This is a genomic window from Bradyrhizobium sp. USDA 4354 (assembly GCF_054060315.1).
Genome location: NZ_JBSSDC010000001.1, coordinates 6,872,766 through 6,892,797, shown reverse-complemented (window position 1 = coordinate 6,892,797; position 20,032 = coordinate 6,872,766). Strand labels below are relative to the sequence as shown.

The window sequence follows — 20,032 nt, the reverse complement described above, 5'->3', positions numbered from 1 at the left end:
TTATATTAGAACATATCATGAACAAATGAGCCAGCTGTTGGTTCTTCTTTTGAGGACCACGGCATCAATTCCTGGGGAGCGGCGAGCATGAGCGGCGCACGGACAAGCGCGCTTGCGATCTTGCGCGGCCAGATCGAGCGCATCGAGACCGCGGAGGTCGCGCATCAGCACGAGCGGGTCGCGCTCGGCCATAGCGAGGCCGACAGCGCGCTGAAAGGTGGGCTCGCGCGTGCGGCGATCCACGAGGTATTTTGCGAAGGACGCCAGGGCGCCGCCGCAACGGGTTTTGTCACCGGGCTTGCAGGCCGCGTGACGGCACGCAAGCCGCTGCTGTGGGTGCGGCAGGATTTCTCGGAAATTGAAACCGGCGCGCTGTCGATGAGCGGGCTATCGGAGCTCGGCCTCGATCCCCGCCGCGTGGTGATGGTGCGCGCCGCCGATGTCGAGAGCGCGCTGCGCACCTCGGCCGACGCGCTCGCCTGCGATGCGCTGGGGGCCGTCGTGCTCGAGCTCTGGGGCGAGATCAGGCAGTTCGATCTCGTGGCGAGCCGCAAGCTGACGCTCGCCGCGCAATCTTCCGGCGTTACCGGCCTCTTGCTGCGGATGGCCGCGCAGCCGCTGCCATCGACTGCCGAAACACGATGGATGCTGCGCGCGGCGCATTCGCCGCCGGGCCCGATGTGGAGCGCCTGGGGCGCGCCGCGCTTCGATGCCGAGCTCTTGCGCAATCGTCATGGCCCGTGCGGCCGGTGGATCATGGAATGGAATTGTGATGAGTGCCAGTTCAGTGAACCGTCGACGTATTCTCAGCCTGTGGCTGCCGCGCCTGCCCATCGACAGGATCCAGCGGTTCTTCAACAGCGCCGGGCTGGGTAAAGCCAATCATGAGCCGAGCATCGTCGTCATCAAGGACAACAATGCGCTGGTGATCCATGCGCTGGACGAGGCCGCCGAGCGCCTCGGCCTGTATATCGGCCAGCCGCTCGCCAATGCGCGGGCGATGTGTCCGGACTTGCGTGTGTTCGACGCCGACCCTGTCGCTGATGCCAAGACGCTCAGTGATATCGCCGACTGGTGCGACCGTTTCACACCGCTGGTGGCGCTCGATGCGCCGCACGGGCTGTTTCTTGACATCACCGGCTGCGCCCATCTGTTCGGCGGCGAGGCCGCGCTGCTCAAGACGCTGGTCCGCGCGCTCGGTCGGCAAGGCTTTGCCGTCAGCGCGGCGATCGCCGGCACTTCGGTCGGCGCGCGCACGCTGACCCGGCAGGCATCCGGCGCCATCGTGGCCGATGGCGGGGAGGCGGAGGCGATCAGTTCATTTCCGGTCTCCGCGCTCGGTGCGGGCGAGGCCATCACCACCGGCCTGCGTCGCGCCGGGCTGAAGACCATCGGCGATGTCGCCTCGCGCGAGCCGCACGAGATCACGGCGCGGTTCGGCGCGCGTTTCTCCACGCTGCTCGCGCATGCGTTGGGGCAGGGCGACGCGCCGATCAACCCGCGCAAACCGCTGCCCGATTACATCGTAGAGAAGCGCTTTGCCGAGCCGATCGCGACCGACACGATGATTTCGATGACGCTGTCGCGGCTGGCCGACACGTTGATTGCGTCCATGGAGAAGCAGGGCAAGGGCGCGCGGCGCCTGGAAGCGGCGTTCTTCCGCACCGACGGCGTGGTGCGTGCGATCACGGTCGAGGCCGGACGTCCGGTGACGCGAAGCGCCGTGATCGACCGCCTGTTCCGCGAGCGCCTCGATGCGCTCGCCGATCCCCTCGATCCCGGCTTCGGCTTCGATATGGTGCGGCTGTCGGCGAGCCGCACCGAGATCGTGGTGCAGGAGCAGCGCGACCTCGACGCCCATGTCCACGACAATGACGAGCTTGCTGCGCTGATCGACCGCATCGCCGCGCGAATCGGCGGAAAGCGCGTCGTCGTGCACCTGCCTGAGGACACCCATATCCCTGAAAGCGCGGTGCTGGTTGCATCGGCGCAGCATCATCTCACCTCTGCCATGCAGGCCGAATGGCCGGCGCGTACCGAGAGCGAGCCGCCGCTGCGTCCCTTGCGCCTGTTCGACAAGCCGGAGCCGATCAAGGTGCCGTTCGCGACCGTGCCCGACGGCCCGCCACACCAATTCACCTGGCGGCGTGCGCTGCATGCAGTGGTGCGGGTGGAGGGACCCGAGCGCATCGCGATGGAATGGTGGCGGCAGGACGGTAAGCAGCTGACGCGGGATTATTTCCGCATCGAGGATGCCGAGGGCCTGCGCTTCTGGATCTTTCGTGACGGTCTTTATGAAGGAGAGGTGTTCGACGGCGACGGCAAGCCCGCTTCTCCCGGCTGGTATGTGCACGGTCTCTTCGCATGAATACGCTCAGCTATGCCGAGATCGGCATCACCACAAACTTCTCCTTCCTGCGCGGCGGCTCGGATCCGCGCGCCTATGTGCATCAGGCGAGCAAGCTCGGGATTCCCGCGATCGGCATCGCCGACCACAATACGCTCGCAGGCGTGGTGCGCGCCTACCAGGAGCTCGACAATGACGAGGTGCTGCACAAGCCGAAACTCTTGATCGGCGCGCGCATCGTCTTCATCGACGGCACGCCCGACATCCTGGTCTATCCGCGCGACCGCGCGGCCTATGGCCGGCTCTGTCAACTCCTCACCCGGGGCAAACGCGGCGACGACATCACGCGGATCGAGAAGGGCGAGTGTCATCTCACCTTTGCCGATCTCCTGGAATTTTCGGAAGGCCAGCTCCTGATCCTGACGTTGCCGCATCGCTTCGAGCCGGCGCAGGCGCTGGATGTGCTTGCAAAACTAAAGGCGAGCCGCGCCGAGGGCGTGTGGCTGGCAGCGAGCCTGATCTATCGCGGCGACGACCGGCGCCGCCTGGCACGGCTCGATGATCTCGCGACCAAAGCAAAAGTGCCGCTGCTCGCGACCAACGAGGTGCTCTATCACGATCCCGGCCGCCGTCCGCTTCAGGACGTGCTGACCTGCATCCGGGAAAAGACCACGATCGAGGCGGTCGGACGGAAGCTGGAAGCCAATGCCGAGCGGTTTCTGAAAACACCCAGGGAGATGGCGCGATTATTCCGCGATGTCCCCGAGGCGATCGCGGGGACCATGCGTTTTGCGGGGAAGATCGACTTCTCGCTCGACCAGCTCAAATACCAGTATCCGGATGAGCCGGTGCCGCCGGGCAAGACCGCGCAAGGGCATCTGGAGGATTTGACCTGGGCGGGTGTCGATAAATATTTTGGAGGTAAGATCGACGACAAGCTGCGCACGACGCTCAACAAGGAGCTCGCGCTGATCGCCGAGCTGAAATACGCGCATTACTTCCTGACCGTGCACGACATCGTCCACTACGCGCGAAGCCAGAACATCCTGTGCCAGGGCCGGGGATCGGCGGCGAATTCGGCCGTGTGCTACGTGCTCGGTATCACCTCGGTCGACCCGACCAAGGTCGATCTGTTGTTCGAGCGCTTCATCTCCAAGGAGCGGCTGGAGCCGCCCGACATCGACGTCGATTTCGAGCATTCGCGGCGCGAGGAGGTGATGCAATATGTCTATCGCCGCTACGGCCGCCACCGCGCCGCGATCATCGCCACCGTCATCCACTACCGCCCGCGCAGCGCCATCCGCGATGTCGGCAAGGCGCTGGGCCTGACCGAGGACGTCACCGCCGCGCTCGCCGACACCGTCTGGGGCAGCTGGGGCAAGGGCCTCAACGACATGCAGGTCAGGCAGGCCGGGCTCGATCCCAACAATCCCATGATCAACCTTGCGGTCGAGCTTGCGACCGAGCTGATCGAATTCCCGCGCCATCTCTCCCAGCATGTCGGCGGCTATGTGCTGACGCAGGATCGGCTCGACACTTATGTGCCGATCGGCAATGCCGCGATGGACGACCGCACCTTCATCGAATGGGACAAGGACGACGTCGACGCGCTTCATATGATGAAGGTCGACGTGCTCGCCCTGGGCATGCTGACCTGCATCAGGAAGTGTTTCGATCTGATCGACCAGCACAAGGGCGAGCGTCTTGTGCTGGCGAGCGTCCCGCAGGATGACCCGAGGGTTTACGACATGCTGTGCCGCGGAGAGTCGCTCGGCGTGTTCCAGGTCGAGAGCCGCGCCCAGATGAACATGCTGCCGCGCCTGAAGCCGCGGACTTTCTACGATCTCGTCATCGAAGTCGCGATCGTGCGCCCCGGGCCGATTCAGGGCGACATGGTGCATCCTTACTTGCGGCGGCGGAACGGGCTGGAAAAGGTGAGTTATCCGTCGCCGTCGCCGGAGCATGGTGACAAGGACGAGCTCTACAAGGTGCTGCACAAGACGCTCGGTGTTCCGCTGTTCCAGGAGCAGGCGATGCGCATTGCGATCGAGGCCGCACATTTCACCTCCGAGGAAGCCAACGGCCTGCGCCGCTCGATGGCGACCTTCCGCAATGTCGGCACCATCGGCCAATACGAGGAGAAGCTGATCGGCAACATGGTCGCCCGCGGCTACGATCCCAACTTCGCCAAAAGCTGCTTTGACCAGATCAAGGGATTTGGCTCCTACGGCTTTCCGGAGAGCCATGCCGCGAGCTTTGCACAGCTGGTCTACATTTCTTCGTGGCTGAAGCACTACCATCCCGACGCCTTCTGCTGCGGTCTGTTGAACTCGCAGCCGATGGGCTTTTATGCGCCGGCGCAGATCGTCGGCGATGCCCGCAAGAACGGCGTCGAGGTCCGCGACATCGACGTGTCCTACAGCTTTGCGCAGAGCACTCTGGAGCAGGGGAGCGGCAAATACTGCGCCGTGCGCCTGGGCTTCCGCCAGATTGATGGATTCCACTGGCTGGACGAGGATGAGGAGAGACTGAAACGCTCCCAGTCGTCATTCCGGGGCGACGCGTCAGCGTCGAGCCCGGAATCCATAATCCCGATCGGGAGTATGGATTCCGGGCTCGCGCCAAGAGGCGCGCCCCGGAATGACAACGTGGAGAGAGTGCCCGATTGGGCCGACCGCATCGTCGCCGCCCGCAACCGCCGTCCCTTCACCTCGCTCGAAGACTTTGCCCGCGACACCGGCCTGCCCAAGCGCGCGCTGATCCTCTTGGCGGATGCCGATGCGTTCCGCTCGCTCGGGCTCGATCGCCGCGAAGCGCTGTGGCAGGTGCGGCGGCTGCCCGACGACGTGCCGCTGCCGCTGTTCGAGGCGGCGACCGCGCGCGAGCAGCCGGACGAAGGCGCAAAACCGCTGCCGGTGATGCCGCGCGCCGAGCAGGTGGTCGCGGACTACCAGACCATCCGCCTGTCGCTGAAGGGTCATCCGATGGAATTCTTGCGCGAGATGTTTACGCGCGAGCGTATCGTCGCCTGCAAGGAGATCAGCCATGAGAACGAGCGGCGCCGCGTCCGCTGCGCAGGCGTGGTCCTGGTGCGACAGCGGCCGGGTAGCGCCAGCGGCGTCGTGTTCATGACGCTGGAAGACGAGACCGGCATCGCCAATGTCGTGGTCTGGCCCAAGATCATGGAGCAGTACCGCAAGGAGGTGATGGGCGCGCGCCTCATTCTGGTCGAAGGCTATATCCAGAGCAGCCCCGAGAAGGTGACGCATCTCATCGCCCAGCGCATGATCGACCGCTCGCACGATCTTGTCAGCCTTGCCAACGACGCCCTGAGCCACAAGCATCCGGTGCCATCAGGAGCAACCGTGGTCGAGCCGCTCAACGAAGACCCCCGCGCCCTCGCGGACATGCCAGCCCAAAAAATCCGCCACCCCCGCAACGTCCGCATCCTGCCGCCGTCGCGGGATTTTCATTGACTCGATTCCCGTCGACAGCTCTCTCACCGTCACCCCCGCGCAACGGCGAAGCCGTTGTCGCTGGAGGTGGCCGCTTCTTCAGCGGCCCTCGAAGGGCGACGGCCCGCCTGCATCGTCGCCGTTCATCCTTCGAGGCTCGACCTGCGATGCATACGCATCGCAAGCCTCACACCTCAGGATGACGGAACTGGCGGGAGCGGGCGTGTCTAGAAATTCACCCGGTTCGAGATCGCGCCGTCCACGACGAGATTTGACCCCGTCGTGAACCCCGACACCGGGCTGGCCAGGAACACCGCCGCGCTGGCGATTTCCTGCGGCGTCGCCATGCGGCCGGTCGGATTGCGCTTCATCGCGTCCTGGTACCGCTCCGGCATGTTCTGCTCGATCATCTCCCAGACGCCGCCCTTGAAATAGACGGTGCCGGGCGAGACCACGTTGACCCGGATATTCTTCTTCGCGTATTGCCGCGCCAGCCCCTTGGCCATGTGGATCAGCGCGGCCTTGATCGGGCCGTAGGAGCTTGCCGCATCCGCTGCTGGCGCCGCTTGTCTCGAGGAACGGCCGGGCGGCATCGAAGGCATGAACGGCCCCGAGCACGAGGAGCTCTTGCGACGAAGCAATCCAGACTGCCGCCGCGGAAAGATTCTGGATTGCTTCGCGGAGCCTGTTATCGGGCCGCGCTTCGCGCGGACCCGTTGGCTCGCAATGACGCGGAGAGAGACGCCTCACTCCGGCGCCGCCCCCACCGGCGGGCCGCCGGGCGGGCGGTGCAGGAAGGTCAACGAGGCATAGGCGCCGGCCCAGGAGCCGATCGCGGCAAAGGCGACATAGAAGGCGTTTTCGGTGTAGCTGATCACGGCGTAAGAGGAGAGCAGGTACCAGACCGCGCTCCAGTTCGCCGCGGGGATGCGCTTGCGAGCGATCACGGCCGAGGTGAACATGACGTAGACGGCGTCGGTGGCCGCCGTCGCGATGAACACGGCACCTGCGATGAGGGGATCGATGGCGGCCATTGCATTCCTTTCTGCGATCGTGGGATGGTCGCGAAAACTACAACATGATCCGGAAAAGTGCGCAGCGGTTTTCCCCGGCGACAAACGCGGACCGCGTTTGCGCGGAGATCATGCTCAAACATGAATGGGAGAGAAGCGGCCATGCAAAGCCCCGCCGATATTCTCAAGGGCATCTGGACCTCCGCCGGCGGTGACGCGGCCGCGCTCGATCGCGTGCGGCTGACCGGCACCGAGCCGCAGATCCCGTCCTCGTTTCGCGTCGCCATCGCCGGCCAGACGACGATAGCCGCCGCTGGGCTCGCGGCCGCCGAGATTTGGCGGCTCCGCAGCGGCGAAACGCAGAACGTCCATGTCGACATGCGCCATGCCGTCGCCGAATGCCGTTCCGAGCGTTATCTGCGGCTCGATGACAAGCCGCCGCCGCCGGCCTGGGACGCGATCGCCGGCGTCTACAGGACCGGCGATGGCCGCTTCGTCCGCTGCCACACCAATTTCCCGCAATCACCGCGACGCCGTCTGCAAGGTGCTTGCTTGCGAGCCTGAGCGCGAGAAGGTGCAGGCCGCGCTGATGCAATGGAAGGGGGAGGATTTCGAAACTGCGGCTTACGCCGCGGGCGGCGTCGTTGCCTTGATGCGCTCCCACGACGAATGGTTCGCGCACCCGCAGGCGCGTGCGCTCGCGCAATTGCCGCTGCTCTCGATCGAGAAGATCGGCGAGGCGCCGCCAAGGCCGTGGCCAAGAGGCGATCGTCCGCTCTCAGGTCTTCGCGTGCTAGATCTCTCCCGCGTCATCGCCGGCCCCGTCGCCAGCCGCACGCTCGCTGCGCACGGTGCGGACGTGCTGCTGGTGTCAGGGCCGGGGCTGCCCGCGATCGACTGGCTCACCATCGATACCGGCCGCGGTAAGCTCTCTACCTTCATCGAACTGAAGAGCGAAGCCGGGCGGGCGCAGTTGCGCGAGCTGTTGAAGGACGCCGACATCTTTTCGCAAGGCTATCGCCCGCGCGCGCTCGCCGCTCTCGGCTTTTCGCCGGAGGACGCAGCGCAAATCAATCCCGGCATCGTCTATGTCACGCTGTCGGCCTATGGCCACACCGGCCCCTGGGCCGAGCGGCGCGGCTTCGACTCGCTGGTGCAGACCACGACCGGCTTCAATCATGCCGAGGGGCAGGCTGCAGGCATCGACGGTCCCAAGGAATTGCCGGCACAGATCCTCGATCACGCCACCGGCTATCTGATGGCGTTCGGCGCCATGACGGCCAAAGCGCGCCAGGCGCGCGAAGGCGGCAGCTGGCACGTGCGCGTGTCGCTGGCGCAGACCGGATGCTGGTTGTGGAATCTCGGCCGGCTTGATGGCGGACTGAACACTCCGGATCTGACGTGTGAAGCTGTACATGCTGCGTTCATCGAAAGCATGCCATCTGGCTTCGGCACGTTGAAGGCGGTGTCGCATTCAGCGGTGCTGTCGAGAACGCCGGCGCAATGGAGCCGTCCGGCGATGCCGCTCGGCAGTCATCCGGCACAGTGGCCGGTGCAAAGCTGACATGAAGCTGACACCTCGCAAAATTTTAAGGCCAACGGCAAGGGGCCCAGCGTTTTTTAGGTTGTTTGATATCCCAATTCGGCACTATTAGCGCGACCGATGAGGCAGTCATTTGCCGAGATCGTCGCAGACACGACCGGGCCCCATGGTAGTTGAAAATAACAAGCGATCGCAGGTGCTTATAAAGCAGCGGGTGGTCACATCCGTAGTATTACTAGCTCTTGCCGGCGCCGGCGCTTACGGCTTTCTCTCTTCCGGGGCTAAGGAAAAGAAGCACTCCGAGATATCGAGCCAGTCGCGCAGGAATGCGCAGACCTTCACGCCGACGCCATCCGAATGGGCGACGCTGACGATCGAGCCGGTCAAGGCCAAGAGCTTCCGAGCCGAGTATGTCACCGAGGGCAAGGTCGCGGTCGACGAGGACCGCTCGACGCCCGTGTTCTCGCCCTATGCAGGCCGGGTCACCAAGCTGCTGGCCAAGCCGGGCGAGATGCTGAAGCAAGGTCAACCGCTGTTTACAATCGAAGCCGCCGACACCGTGCAGGCCCAGAACGATTTCATCGCGGCGATGACCGCGCAGAACAAGGCGAAGTCGGCGATCGATCTCGCCGATATCCAGTTCAAGCGCGCCAAGGATCTCTATGAGGGGCACGCCATTCCGCTGAAGGACTATCAGCAGGCGGAAGCGACCCAGGTCCAGGCGCAGAACGACATGCGCTCTTCGCTGACAGCGCTGGAGGCCGCACGCAACAAGCTGCGCATCCTCGGCTTCACCGACGAGACCATCAAGGCGTTCCAGGACAGAGGCGCCATCAATCCGGAGATCACGATCTACTCGCCGATCTCCGGCACCGTCGTGCAGCGCAAGATCGGCCCCGGCCAATATGTCAGCGCCGGCGCCAGCGATCCGGTCTTCGTGGTCGGCGATCTCTCCACGGTCTGGCTCACCGCCTTCGTGCGCGAGAGCGATGCGGCCGCGGTGTGCATCGGCCAGGACATCACCGTCAACGTGATGGCGCTGCCGGGCCGCCCGCTCACTGCGAAGATCAACTACGTCGCGGCCGCGATCGATCCCAACACCCGGCGCCTGCTGGTGCGCGCCACCATCGACAACAAGGACGGGCTGCTGAAGCCGGAGATGTTCGCCAACGTCACGATCTATTCGGCCGGCGACCGTGCCGCGCCGGCGGTGCCGAAACAGGCGCTGATCTACGAAGCCGACAAGGTTCGCCTCTGGGTCGCGCGCGAGGACAAGTCGGTCGAGCTGCGCCAGATCAAGACCGGCCTCATCAACGGCAACCTCGTCGAAGTGACCAGCAATCTGAAGCCCGGCGAGCAGATCGTCACCAAAGGCAGCCTGTTCATCGACCGTGCGGCGTCCGGCAGCTGATCGACGACCCAAGAAATTGAAGACCTGAATGGATCGTCTCGTTGCCCTTGCCGTCAACCGGCGCTTTCTGATGGTCGGCATGTTCGTCGCCGTTCTGATCGGCGGCCTGATCGCGTTCAACCAGCTCAACATCGAGGCTTATCCCGATCCGACCCCGCCGATGGTCGACATCGTGACGCAAAGCCCGGGTCTGTCGGCGGAGGAGATCGAGCGCTACATCACGATCCCGATCGAGACTCAGGTCGCGGGTCTGAAGAACCTCACCACCATCCGCACCATCTCGCTCTACGGCCTCTCCGACATCAAGCTGCAATTCTCCTTCGCCTACACCTATGACGAGGCGTTACAGCAGGTGCTGAACCGCCTGGCGCAGCTCGCGCCGCTGCCCGGCAACGTGCAGCCGCAGATATCGCCGCTCAGCCCGATCGGAGAGATCTTCCGCTATCGTCTGGTCGGTCCGCCGAACTACAGCGTGCTCGACCTCAAGACCATCCAGGACTGGATTCTGCAGCGCCGCTTCCGCGCCGTGCCCGGCGTGATCGACGTCACCGGATGGGGCGGCAAGAGCAAGACCTACGAGATCCAGGTCGATTTCAACAAACTGGTCGCCAACGGCCTGACCCTGCCGCAATTGCTCCAGGCGGTCGGCAATTCCAACGTCAATGTCGGCGGCAACACCGTCGATATCGGCCAGCAATCGGCCGTGGTACGCGGCGTCGGCCTGATCCGCTCGATCGACGATCTCGCCAACACCATGGTGGCGCAGACCGGCGGCAATCCGGTGCTGGTCAAGGACGTCGCAACCGTCACTGTCGGCCAGAAGCCACGTCTCGGCATCGCCGGCCTCGACGAGGCCGACGATATCGTGCAGGGCATCGTGCTGATGCGCCGTGGCGAGCAGAGCTCGCCGACCATCAAGCGCGTCCACCAGCTGGTCCAGCAGATCAACAACTCCAGCATCCTGCCGCCCGGCGTGCGCATCGAGCGCATCTACGACCGCGGGGACCTGATCGAGCTCACCACCCACACCGTGCTGCATAACATGGTGATCGGCATTTTGCTGATCGTGCTGTTGCAGTGGATATTCCTCGGCGATCTCCGCAGCGCGATGATCGTCGGTGCCACCATTCCATTCGCGCTGTTCTTCGCCGTCATCATCCTGGTGTTGCGCGGGGAATCGGCAAACCTGTTGTCGGTCGGCGCGATCGATTTCGGCCTGATCGTCGATGCCACCGTGATCATGGTGGAGGCGATCTTCCGCCGCCTCACGCAAACGACGCCGATCCCGGAATCCGAGCATATGTTGCCCGAAACGCTGTTCGGCATGAAGAGCCATGCCATCCTCAGCGCGGCCGCCGACGTCTCGCGATCGATCTTCTTTGCCGCGGCGATCATCATTGCGGCCTTCCTGCCGCTGTTCACACTGTCCGGGGTCGAGGGCAATATCTTTGGGCCGATGGCGCGCACCTATGCCTACGCACTTGCCGGCGGGCTCCTTGCGACGTTCACCGTCACGCCGGCGCTGTCCGCGATCATCCTGCCCGCGCATGTCGAGGAAACCGAGACCAGGGTGATGCTGCTCCTGCACCGGTTGTACTCGCCGGTGCTGCACTGGGCGGTCGCCAATCGCAACATCGTCCTCGGCGGTGCGGTCGGCCTCGTGCTGATGACCGTGGCGCTCAGCCGGCTGCTCGGCCTCGAATTCCTGCCGAAGCTGGAGGAGGGCAATCTCTGGATCCGTGCCACGCTGCCGCCGACCATCTCGCTCCAGGAAGGCAACAGCTACGTCAACGAGATGCGCAAGCTGATCCGCGCCCGGCCCGAAGTCGAGTCCGTCGTGTCGCAACACGGCCGTCCCGACGACGGCACCGACGCCGCCGGCTTCTTCAACGCCGAGTTCTTCGCGCCGCTCAAGCCGGTGAGCCAATGGCCCGGCACCCGCGACAAGGAGGAGTTGACCGCGCAACTGCTCAAACAGCTCGACGATCGCTTTCCCGGCGTCGAGTTCAACTTCTCGCAATATCTCCAGGACAACGTCTCCGAAGCCGTCTCCGGAGTGAAGGGCGAGAACTCGATCAAGCTGTTCGGCAGCGATCTCCAGGCGCTCACCGACACCGCCAACAAGATCAAGTCGGTGCTGGCCACCGTGCAGGGCGTCACCGACCTTGCGGTCTTCACCTCGCTGGGGCAGCCGACCGTTCAGATCGACATCGACCGCGCCAAGGCCGCGCGCTACGGCCTTGCGCCGGGCGACATCAACGCCACCATCAAGGTCGCGATCGGCGGCGACACCGCCGGCGACCTTTATGAGCCCGGCAGCGACCGCCATTTCCCGATCATCGTTCGCCTCGCGCCGGAATACCGCCGTAGCGCCGAGGCGATCCAGAATTTGCGCATCGGCGCGCCCGGGCCGAACGGCACAGTCACGCAGATTCCCCTGAGCGAAGTCGCCACCGTCAGCCTCGTCTCGGGCGCGGCCTACATCTATCGCGAGCAGCAGGAACGCTATCTGCCGATCAAGTTCTCGGTGCGCGAGCGCGATCTCGGCAGCGCCATCCGCGAGGCGCAGCAGAAGATCGCCGAGCAGGTGCAGCTGCCGCCAGGCTCGCACATGGAATGGGTCGGCGAGTTCGGCAATCTTCAGGACGCGATCCGCCGCCTGTCGATCGTGGTGCCGATCTCGCTGGCGCTGATCGGCGTGCTGCTCTGGTTCAATTTCGGCTCGATGACGGACACGCTGCTCGCGATGAGCGTGATCCCGATGGCGATCTTCGGCGGCGTGCTGGGCCTGTTGATCTCAGGCACGGCATTCAGCGTCTCCGCGGCGATCGGCTTCATCGCATTGTTTGGCATCGCCGTGATGGACGGCATCATCATCCTGTCGCAGTTCAACCAGCTCATCGAAGAAGGCATGGACCGCATGAGCGCGGTGGTGCGTACCGGCGAGCTGCAGCTCCGGCCCGTGCTGATGACCTGCGTGGTCGCAGGCGTCGGCCTCTTGCCGGCGGCGCTGTCGGAAGGCATCGGCTCGCAGGTGCAGAAGCCACTCGCGGTCGTCGTCGTCACCGGCATGATGCTGGCGCCGGTCGTGATCCTGGTGACCTTGCCGGTCCTGATCTCGTTCTTCTCCCGCCGCGCGCGCTGACCGTCAGAACCCGTACAGCCGCGCCGGATTGTCGGCCAGGATCTTCTTGCGCACCTCTGCATCCGGAGCCCATACCGGAAGCTGGTTGAGCAAGCGGCCGTCGTCGATCTGGTAGAGCGGCGCGATGTCAGTGGGCTTGCGTCCCTCGACGCGGCTCGAATCCGGATGCGGCCAGTCGGTGCCCCAGACGATGCGGTCCGCGTTGGCCGCGATCAGCGCGCGGGCATAGGGCGCCATGTCCTGATAGTCGGGCGCGAGTTTCGACGAGCGATAGGCGCCGGAGATCTTCACATAGGTCTTGCCGGACTTCACCAGTGCGACGAGATCGGAGAAGCCCGGCTGCTCCAAGCCGAGCGAAGCCTCGAGACCGCCGAAATGGTCGAATACGACGGGCACCGGCGCCGTCTCGACGAGGTCCTTGATCGCGGAGATCATGGCTAGCGTGGTGTAGAGTTGGACGTGCCAGCCGCGCGCCTTCATGCGCTCGACGGCGGCGGTGAAGCGCGGCCGGCCGACATTGGGATCATTGACGCCCCCGGTCGCCAGATTGAGGCGGATGCCGCGGAAGCCCTCTTGATGCATCGTATCGAGCGCGCTCTCCGGCGTCTTGTCGTCGATCACGGCGACGCCGCGCGCGGTCGCGCCGCGCGCCTTCATGCCGAACAGGGTAGAGGAATTGTCGGTGCCGTAGACGCTCGGCGTCACGATTACCACGCGCTCGATATGCAGCGCCTTGTGCAGCGCCGACATTTCTTCGGGGCTCGCCGGCTCCGGCGTATAGACGCGCCCGGCGAAGAACGGAAACTTCTCGACGTCGCCATGAATGTGAGTGTGGCAGTCGCAGGCATGCGCGGGGACGTCGAAATTGACCGGCGTCGCGGGCTGCGCTGCACGCGCGTGGGCTTTGCTGGTCATGGCTACTCCGGCGGCAAGGGAGGCAAGCAAGACGCTGCGTCGGCTGAGCACGGTTTCTCTCCCAGTTTATTTTTTGAGGCGAGTTGCGGGAGAATATCACATCAGCCGGGCAACCGCTCCGTTTCGCTGCATAGCTGCTCAACAAGGTCCGCAAGCGGGCGTGAGCCGTCAACGCGTACGACCGGGCAGGGCCGCTTCAGCCGGATGTCGTGCGGGGTGGTCACGAAGGCGACGAGATCGAAGTACGAAACGAGCTCCTCACCCCAGCCGGTGACGGACCCGCTCAGCACCCAGTCGAGACGCGGCAAAAACATCTCTAGATGGATGCGGCGGCTTTTCATCTGCATCCACCCAAGAGATTTGAGGCTACTGCCCCGACGGCGTGCGCAGGCCGTGCCAGGCGTCGCGGACCTGATGATAATGCACCTCCGGCAGATAGTCCGGCGTGTTCAGGTTCAGCGTCTTGACGTCGAGATGGCCGATGGCGCTGAGCAGCGTGTAGGAAGCGATCACGCGGTCGCGTTGCGCGCCGATCAGGCGGGCCTTCGCCTGGATCAGGTCGGCCTGAGAGTTCAAAACGTCGACCGTCGTGCGCTGTCCGCCGGCCGCCTCACGCTGCACGCCCTGCAGCGCGACGGTCGCCGCCTTCACCTCGGACTCCGAGGCCGAGACCGTGACCTTGGCGCCTTCATTGGCAACCCAGGCACTGACCACCGCCGTGCGCGCCTGGTTGCGCACCTGGTCGAGCACGAGCCGGCTCTGCGCCGTGATCTCCTTGGCCTGCCGGGTCTGCGCTGCGGCCTGGCCGCCGTCGTAGATCGGTGCGGTGACATTGGCGACGATCGAGGCCTGGTCCTCGGCGAAGGTGCCGAGGGTCGGGTCGTTGTTGCGGCTCTTGCTGGCGCTGCCCTGGATGGTCGCGCTCGGCAGCAGCGTGCCTTCGGCGATGCGGATGTTGGTGGAGGCAACGTCGACGTCGAAGCTGGCGGCCATCACTGCCGGATGCTGGCGGATCGCCATCGTCACGGCGTCCTCGCGGCTCTTCGGCAGATAGCGGTCGATGGCCTCGGCAGGCTTGAGCTGCGACGGCGCGTTGCCGATCACCTGGGCATAGGTCGCCTGGCTCACCGCGAGCGCGACCTCGGCCGCGTTGAGGTCGGCAAGGCCGCGGTTGAGACGGGCCTCGGCCTGGGCGGTATCGGTCGGCGTGACGTCGCCGGCGTTGAGGCGGCGCTGGGTGACGGCGAGGGTTTCGCGCAGGAAGGCGACGTTTGAGCGCTGTGCCTCGACCAGTGACTGGTTGGCGAGCACGTTGGTGTAGGCGGTGACCGCATCGAGCAGCACGCCCTGGCCCACATTGCGCAGCGCCTCGCGGCCCGACTGCACCTGGAGCTCGGCGGCCCGCACGCCGTTGGCGGTGCGGAAACCGTTGAACAGGGTCTGCGTCACGGTGACGCCGATGATCCAGGGTTTCAGATTGGCGGTCTGGACGGTGTTGTCGGGCAACAGATTGCGCACCGATTGCAGGCCGGCGCTGAGGCTTGCCACGATCTGCGGCCGGTAGCCGGCCAGCGCCTGCGGCACGTTCTCGTCGGTCGCGCGCTGGCGCGCGCGCTCGGCATTGAGCTGCGGATTGGTCTGGTAGGCCTTGGCCAGCGCCTCCGGCAGAGCTTCGGCCCAGGCGGCGGAGGGCAGGGCGCACGCGAGCGCCAGCGCGGTCCATGTCGCAAAAACGGGACCCACGCCCGATCGATGCCGCGTCACCACGCGATCAGCTCTGGCGGTACGCCCAATCATGTAATCCCGCAAAACCCTGGCTGTCCGCCCCCGCCGACGATGGCCTCTTAACTGTTTAGCCAGCCGAGGTCCCGCAGGCAAACTGCCGCGGGGAAAACTCCCATGTATTCCGTGCTTGTTGCAGGTGCGTCACAGGATTTCAGCGGGAAAGCGCCAGAGCCTTACACCAGCCTGACCGGTTAGCGCTCTACCGGTTCTTGTTCACCGGCTTGCGCTTCTCGATGAACGCCGCCATGCCTTCGGAGCGGTCCTCGAGTGCGAAGGTCGAGTGGAACAGGTTGCGCTCGACGCTCATGCCCTCGGCGAGCGTGGTCTCGAAGGCGCGGTTCACCGCTTCCTTGGCCATGGCGGCGGCAGGGCGCGACATCGCGGCGATTTTCTCGGCTGCCGCCATCACCTCGTCCATCAGCTTGTCAGCGGGGACGATGCGGCTCACGAGGCCGGAGCGCTCGGCTTCCGCCGCATCCATCATCCGGCCGGTGAGGCAGAGGTCCATTGCCTTGGACTTGCCGATCGCGCGCGTCAGGCGCTGGGTACCGCCGATGCCGGGAATGGTGCCGAGCGTGATCTCGGGCTGACCGAACTTTGCGGTGTCGGCGGCGATGATGAAATCGCACATCATGGCGAGCTCGCAGCCGCCGCCCAGCGCATAGCCAGCAACCGCCGCGATCGTCGGCTTGCGGCAACGCGCGATGCGGTCGCCGCCGATCGCGGCGAAATCCTCCGAGAACATGTCGATGAAGCCCTTGGGCTGCATCTCCTTGATGTCGGCGCCGGCGGCAAAGGCCTTCTCGTTGCCGGTCACGACGATGCAGCCGATGGCGTCATCGGCCTCGAGATCGTCGACCGCTGCGGCGATCTCGCGGAAAACGCCGAAAGAGAGCGCGTTGAGCATCTTCGGCCGGTTCAGCTTGACGATGCCGACCGCACCGATGCTTTCGACAATGATGTGTTCGAACGTGCTCATGCTCCACCCACGCTTTTGATTGAGCGGGCAATGTGCCCGCTGGCGCGGTGAGCTTCAAGGGGCTACATGCCGCCGGAACGCGACGAAAAGCGCGTTCCGGACGAGGTCCGCCAGGCCAGCACTCAGGCTGCCAATCGGCTAGCAATCACGCGGCCAGCAATCACGCCATGAACATCCGCGCGGCGGACGCCAGCGTCAGCAGCGTGCCGACCCCGATGAAGATCTTGCCGATCAGGGAGCTCTGGTCCCAGGCCGAGCTCTGCTGGCTGCTTGCCATCACCGGCGCCGGCCGTGGCTGCGCCTCGGTTGCGGCAATCACCGCCTTCTGCGCCGGCGGGTTCTCCTGCAGGGCGCGATCGATGTCGTTGAGCTGATCGGGCGCGACGACCTGGTTTTCGGGGTTCGCGGCGTTGGTATTATCGGCTGCTGCCTGCACATTGTCGTTGGCGCGGTTCGTCATCGCGGAGGCGGCAGCGGCAGTCGGCGTATCCGCGGCGAGCTGCGCATTGGCGTTGGCGACTTCGGGCGGCATCTGGCTCGACGCCGGCACCTCGCCGTCGGTCTTGTCGTTCTTGACCTCGTTGACCTTTGCCGCGGCGTCCTTCTTGTCGTCTGATTTCTGCGTCGCCTTGCCGCTGCCGGTGCGGCGCGGGTCTTGGCGCCTGTGCTTGGCCGTGTCGGCCTGCTTGTCCGCGCTGTCCGCTTTACTGCCCGCGGCCGAACTCGGCGCCGCCTGTGCAACGCCCCCGAACAGCAGGAAAAGCCCGGCCAAGACGATCAGGACCGCGCGCGCGCTGGTTTTCATCATGTTGACGATCTCCCCAATTCCGCCCGTCCCGGTAGCGAACAGAGACCCCGGGGCGTGACGACAGCGGGGCAGAAAATGGGAATCTTCGGGTAACACCCGGCAAAAACGGGGCAAACCCTCCCCTTGCGGCCGGCCGCCCGGTGCGGGACGCGCCGATCGGTGTTATGAGCCGTCGCCGATGTTTGCGGCCGCGCCGGTCGCGAGGTTCGGGGCTAGATCACGAATCCGTGATATGTCCGGCCCCCGCGTAACAAATTGAAAGAGCGGCCGAATTGCATGGTGAGGGGCGCGGGTGCGCGGACGTGAGGAGGAATGGACCGGCCTGATGCGGTCGGCCATGGCAGGCGATGATGCGGCGTATCATCGCCTGTTGAAGGCTATCACGCCGGTGCTGCGCGCCGCCGCAAGGCGCGGCTTGGCGCGGGCAGGTCAGCCTCCCGACCAGGCCGAGGATATCGTGCAGGAGATTCTGTTGGCGGTGCATCTGAAGCGGCACACCTGGGACAGCGAAGCTCCCTTCGCGCCTTGGCTGTTTGCGATCGGCCGCAACAAGCTGATCGACGCGCTCCGCCGGCGCGGCAGACGCGTGTTCGTCAACATCGACGATTTCGCCGAGACGCTGCCGGGCGAGGCGCCGCAGGAGACGGCTTCGGCGAGCGAGGTCGCCGCCCAACTGGGCACCCTGCCGCAGCGCCAGCGCGACGTGTTGCAGTCGATCGCGGTCGAGGCCGCCTCGATCAAGGACACGGCGGCAAAGTTTTCGATGAGCGAGGGTGCTGTGCGGGTCGCGCTGCATCGCGGACTTGCGGCGCTGACAGCCAAACTGCGGGACCATTAGTCATGGACACCGATCAACTCATTCGCTCGCTCGCAGCCGACAACGCGCACCGCGCGCCACGCGTCGGCGCCGTGCTGACCATGGCGCTGCTGGTGGCTGCGCCCTTGTCGATCCTTATTTTTGCGACATTCCTCGGCGTGCGCGCCGACGTGATGAGCGCCATGCGCAATCCGTTCTTCGACATGAAGTTCGCGGTGACGCTGTCGCTCGCAATCCCCGCCATCATCGTTAGCCTGCATTTGTCGCGTCCTGAAGCCCTGCTGCGCGGCTGGGGCTGGCTGCTGCTGCTGCCCGTCGGGCTGCTCGCGGTGGCGATCGGCAGCGAGGCGATGATGGCGCCGGCCATGCCGATGGCGATGCGCCTGATGGGCAAGAACTCCAGGACTTGCCTGGTGGCAATCCCTGCGATGTCGCTGCCGCTGCTTGCCGGGACGCTGCTCGGCCTGCGCCACGGCGCGCCCTCGCGCCCCGCGCTCGCCGGAGCGCTCGCCGGGCTGGTGTCGGCCGGGCTCGCCGCGACCCTCTACGCCTCGCACTGCACCGATGACTCCCCGCTGTTCGTCGCGACCTGGTACACGATCGCGACCGCGGTGGTGACCGCGATCGGCGCGTTGGTGGGATCGAGGGTGTTGCGGTATTAGCGCGCCGGATTCACGCCGCCGGCGTCGGGTGCAGCTGCATGCGGTGGAAGCGCAGCACCTGCTGCGCGGTCGATGAGCGCAGCGCCTCATAGGTGTCGCGCAGCGTCAGCATGTCGGTCTGCGACGCGCCGGAGAGCTTCTCGCGCATGGCGATGATGGCACGCACGCTCGACCATTGCATGCCCGCGACCTTGGCGAGGATCATCACACCTTCGGTGCGGCTCTCGATCATCATGATCTCGGCGGTCTCGACCGCGACGCCCGCGAGTGCTGCCAGCCCCGCATTGGTTTCGTCGAACTTGCCCTGCTCGGCGAAGGTGGCGACCTGGATCTCGTTGAGGCGGCCGTCCTCGTGCAGCGACTTCACCAGCGCGCGCGCCATCTCGGTCTGCTTCGTCATGGCGGCGGCGCGAACCCGCTGGGCCGCTTGCTGGACTGCGCTCGACACTTCGTCCGCGAGCTCAGGATGCGCGGCCGCGAGTTTCCTGCGCACGCTCAAGGATGCCTTGGCGACCAGCCTCAGATAGTGATGACGCGGCAGGTCCGGTCGCAGGCCGATGCAGCTGGCGAGGTCGTCGTTGCGTTCGGCGCGGATGACGAGGTCGGCGAGACTTTCCTCGGAGAGCCGTGCGCCCGGATTGCCGACGGTCGACTGCACCACGTCCTCGTTGCCCCGCGTCACCAGCACGTCGGTCACCGCTTCCGACAGCGTCCGCCGCAGCGAGATCGCCTTGAGATGCGCCTGGCCCCTGGTGCGCGCGATCTCGATCAGGGTCGTTTCGTCCAGCCGTTCCGATTTCGACAGCACCGGGCCGGAGACCTCGATCACCTCGTCGAGCGCGAGCGTGCGGATGATCTGCGGCGGCGCAGCCGCGATCGGCGCGAGGCGTTCGGCGAGCAGCGCCCTGGCCGACGTCTCGATCTGCCCGATCAGGCACTGGAACACGTCGTCGAACACGCGGATGTGGTCGTCGGAATAGTCGACTGCGTTGCCCACGAAGAGATCGGTGACGCGGCGCAGCGTCTCGACCCGGCGCACAACGGTGCCATGCGAGAGGGCAGCCTGCAATTCCTCGAGCAGGTTTTCGGATGGTCTTGCGGATTTGGATCTCATTGCCCTGTCCTGGAGCGTTCGGCCCGGCGGCGGCTTCT

The 20,032-nt window shown here is 65.3% G+C and carries 14 protein-coding genes and 2 pseudogenes; 8 read left to right on the top strand and 8 right to left on the bottom strand.

Going from position 1 to position 20,032, the window contains the following annotated elements; translation table 11 throughout:
* Positions 1 to 87 precede the first annotated feature (87 nt).
* The 3 genes from ACVIIV_RS32130 to ACVIIV_RS32120 are packed head-to-tail and all read left to right on the top strand — an operon-like array spanning position 88 to position 5,823.
* A complete protein-coding gene (locus ACVIIV_RS32130; protein ID WP_456747762.1) occupies positions 88 to 876 on the top strand; it encodes an ImuA family protein in 789 nt (262 codons plus the stop codon).
* A complete protein-coding gene (locus ACVIIV_RS32125) occupies positions 773 to 2,368 on the top strand; it encodes a Y-family DNA polymerase (RefSeq protein WP_456747761.1) in 1,596 nt (531 codons plus the stop codon). The genes ACVIIV_RS32130 and ACVIIV_RS32125 overlap by 104 nt, the downstream gene beginning before the upstream one ends.
* Positions 2,365 to 5,823, top strand: a complete 3,459-nt coding sequence (locus ACVIIV_RS32120; protein WP_456747760.1) for an error-prone DNA polymerase — start codon at positions 2,365 to 2,367, stop codon at positions 5,821 to 5,823. The genes ACVIIV_RS32125 and ACVIIV_RS32120 overlap by 4 nt, the downstream gene beginning before the upstream one ends.
* 206 nt (positions 5,824 to 6,029) lie before the next feature.
* Here the strand turns inward: ACVIIV_RS32120 and ACVIIV_RS32115 are convergent.
* Positions 6,030 to 6,456 (bottom strand): annotated as a pseudogene (locus tag ACVIIV_RS32115) (SDR family oxidoreductase); the annotation flags it as partial.
* 92 nt (positions 6,457 to 6,548) lie between these two features.
* The gene (locus tag ACVIIV_RS32110) at positions 6,549 to 6,836 is read right to left on the bottom strand and encodes a hypothetical protein (protein ID WP_057027154.1); all 288 of its coding nucleotides are present in this window, start codon (positions 6,834 to 6,836) and stop codon (positions 6,549 to 6,551) included.
* 141 nt (positions 6,837 to 6,977) lie between these two features.
* On the opposite strand from ACVIIV_RS32110, the pseudogene ACVIIV_RS32105 reads away from it, so the two are divergent.
* The 3 genes and pseudogenes from ACVIIV_RS32105 (at position 6,978) to ACVIIV_RS32095 (ending at position 12,914) form a co-directional block, all read left to right on the top strand.
* A pseudogene (locus tag ACVIIV_RS32105) lies at positions 6,978 to 8,379 on the top strand (CoA transferase).
* Between the two features lie 145 nt (positions 8,380 to 8,524).
* Positions 8,525 to 9,769 (top strand): efflux RND transporter periplasmic adaptor subunit, encoded by a 1,245-nt coding sequence (locus tag ACVIIV_RS32100; RefSeq protein ID WP_456747759.1) that lies wholly within the window; start codon positions 8,525 to 8,527, stop codon positions 9,767 to 9,769.
* 28 nt (positions 9,770 to 9,797) lie between these two features.
* Positions 9,798 to 12,914, top strand: coding sequence for an efflux RND transporter permease subunit (locus ACVIIV_RS32095; protein ID WP_456747758.1), 3,117 nt, complete (start codon positions 9,798 to 9,800; stop codon positions 12,912 to 12,914).
* A 3-nt stretch (positions 12,915 to 12,917) separates the two neighbouring features.
* Here ACVIIV_RS32095 and ACVIIV_RS32090 read toward each other — a convergent pair whose 3' ends face one another.
* The 5 genes from ACVIIV_RS32090 to ACVIIV_RS32070 all read right to left on the bottom strand — a co-directional run bounded on the left by ACVIIV_RS32090 (position 12,918) and on the right by ACVIIV_RS32070 (position 17,401).
* Complete coding sequence (locus tag ACVIIV_RS32090; RefSeq protein ID WP_456747757.1) at positions 12,918 to 13,880, bottom strand: amidohydrolase family protein; 963 nt, start codon at positions 13,878 to 13,880, stop codon at positions 12,918 to 12,920.
* 50 nt (positions 13,881 to 13,930) lie between these two features.
* Positions 13,931 to 14,170 (bottom strand): hypothetical protein, encoded by a 240-nt coding sequence (locus ACVIIV_RS32085; RefSeq protein ID WP_456747756.1) that lies wholly within the window; start codon positions 14,168 to 14,170, stop codon positions 13,931 to 13,933.
* A gap of 25 nt (positions 14,171 to 14,195) precedes the next feature.
* Entirely contained in the window at positions 14,196 to 15,626 is a 1,431-nt protein-coding gene (locus ACVIIV_RS32080; RefSeq protein ID WP_456747755.1) for a TolC family outer membrane protein, read from the bottom strand.
* Between the two features lie 187 nt (positions 15,627 to 15,813).
* Positions 15,814 to 16,593 (bottom strand): enoyl-CoA hydratase, encoded by a 780-nt coding sequence (locus tag ACVIIV_RS32075; protein WP_439400957.1) that lies wholly within the window; start codon positions 16,591 to 16,593, stop codon positions 15,814 to 15,816.
* A 160-nt stretch (positions 16,594 to 16,753) separates the two neighbouring features.
* Positions 16,754 to 17,401, bottom strand: coding sequence for a hypothetical protein (locus tag ACVIIV_RS32070; RefSeq protein ID WP_456747754.1), 648 nt, complete (start codon positions 17,399 to 17,401; stop codon positions 16,754 to 16,756).
* 292 nt (positions 17,402 to 17,693) lie between these two features.
* On the opposite strand from ACVIIV_RS32070, the gene ACVIIV_RS32065 reads away from it, so the two are divergent.
* A complete protein-coding gene (locus ACVIIV_RS32065; protein ID WP_456747753.1) occupies positions 17,694 to 18,239 on the top strand; it encodes a sigma-70 family RNA polymerase sigma factor in 546 nt (181 codons plus the stop codon).
* Positions 18,240 to 18,241: 2 nt separating this feature from the next.
* Positions 18,242 to 18,880 (top strand): NrsF family protein, encoded by a 639-nt coding sequence (locus ACVIIV_RS32060; RefSeq protein ID WP_456747752.1) that lies wholly within the window; start codon positions 18,242 to 18,244, stop codon positions 18,878 to 18,880.
* 10 nt (positions 18,881 to 18,890) lie between these two features.
* Here ACVIIV_RS32060 and ACVIIV_RS32055 read toward each other — a convergent pair whose 3' ends face one another.
* The gene (locus ACVIIV_RS32055) at positions 18,891 to 19,994 is read right to left on the bottom strand and encodes a DUF2336 domain-containing protein (RefSeq protein ID WP_456747751.1); all 1,104 of its coding nucleotides are present in this window, start codon (positions 19,992 to 19,994) and stop codon (positions 18,891 to 18,893) included.
* Between the last annotated feature and the right edge of the window lie 38 nt (positions 19,995 to 20,032).

Bases quoted from the DNA above. Each gene is read 5' to 3' on its own strand.
- ACVIIV_RS32085 (WP_456747756.1), bottom strand. From the start codon at position 14,170: ATGAAAAGCCGCCGCATCCATCTAGAGATGTTTTTGCCGCGTCTCGAC.
- ACVIIV_RS32070 (WP_456747754.1), bottom strand. From the start codon at position 17,401: ATGATGAAAACCAGCGCGCGCGCGGTCCTGATCGTCTTGGCCGGGCTT.
- ACVIIV_RS32130 (WP_456747762.1), top strand. From the start codon at position 88: ATGAGCGGCGCACGGACAAGCGCGCTTGCGATCTTGCGCGGCCAGATC.
- ACVIIV_RS32080 (WP_456747755.1), bottom strand. From the start codon at position 15,626: ATGATTGGGCGTACCGCCAGAGCTGATCGCGTGGTGACGCGGCATCGA.
- ACVIIV_RS32100 (WP_456747759.1), top strand. From the start codon at position 8,525: ATGGTAGTTGAAAATAACAAGCGATCGCAGGTGCTTATAAAGCAGCGG.
- ACVIIV_RS32095 (WP_456747758.1), top strand. From the start codon at position 9,798: ATGGATCGTCTCGTTGCCCTTGCCGTCAACCGGCGCTTTCTGATGGTC.
- ACVIIV_RS32120 (WP_456747760.1), top strand. From the start codon at position 2,365: ATGAATACGCTCAGCTATGCCGAGATCGGCATCACCACAAACTTCTCC.
- ACVIIV_RS32110 (WP_057027154.1), bottom strand. From the start codon at position 6,836: ATGGCCGCCATCGATCCCCTCATCGCAGGTGCCGTGTTCATCGCGACG.
- ACVIIV_RS32055 (WP_456747751.1), bottom strand. From the start codon at position 19,994: ATGAGATCCAAATCCGCAAGACCATCCGAAAACCTGCTCGAGGAATTG.
- ACVIIV_RS32075 (WP_439400957.1), bottom strand. From the start codon at position 16,593: ATGAGCACGTTCGAACACATCATTGTCGAAAGCATCGGTGCGGTCGGC.
- ACVIIV_RS32125 (WP_456747761.1), top strand. From the start codon at position 773: ATGAGTGCCAGTTCAGTGAACCGTCGACGTATTCTCAGCCTGTGGCTG.
- ACVIIV_RS32060 (WP_456747752.1), top strand. From the start codon at position 18,242: ATGGACACCGATCAACTCATTCGCTCGCTCGCAGCCGACAACGCGCAC.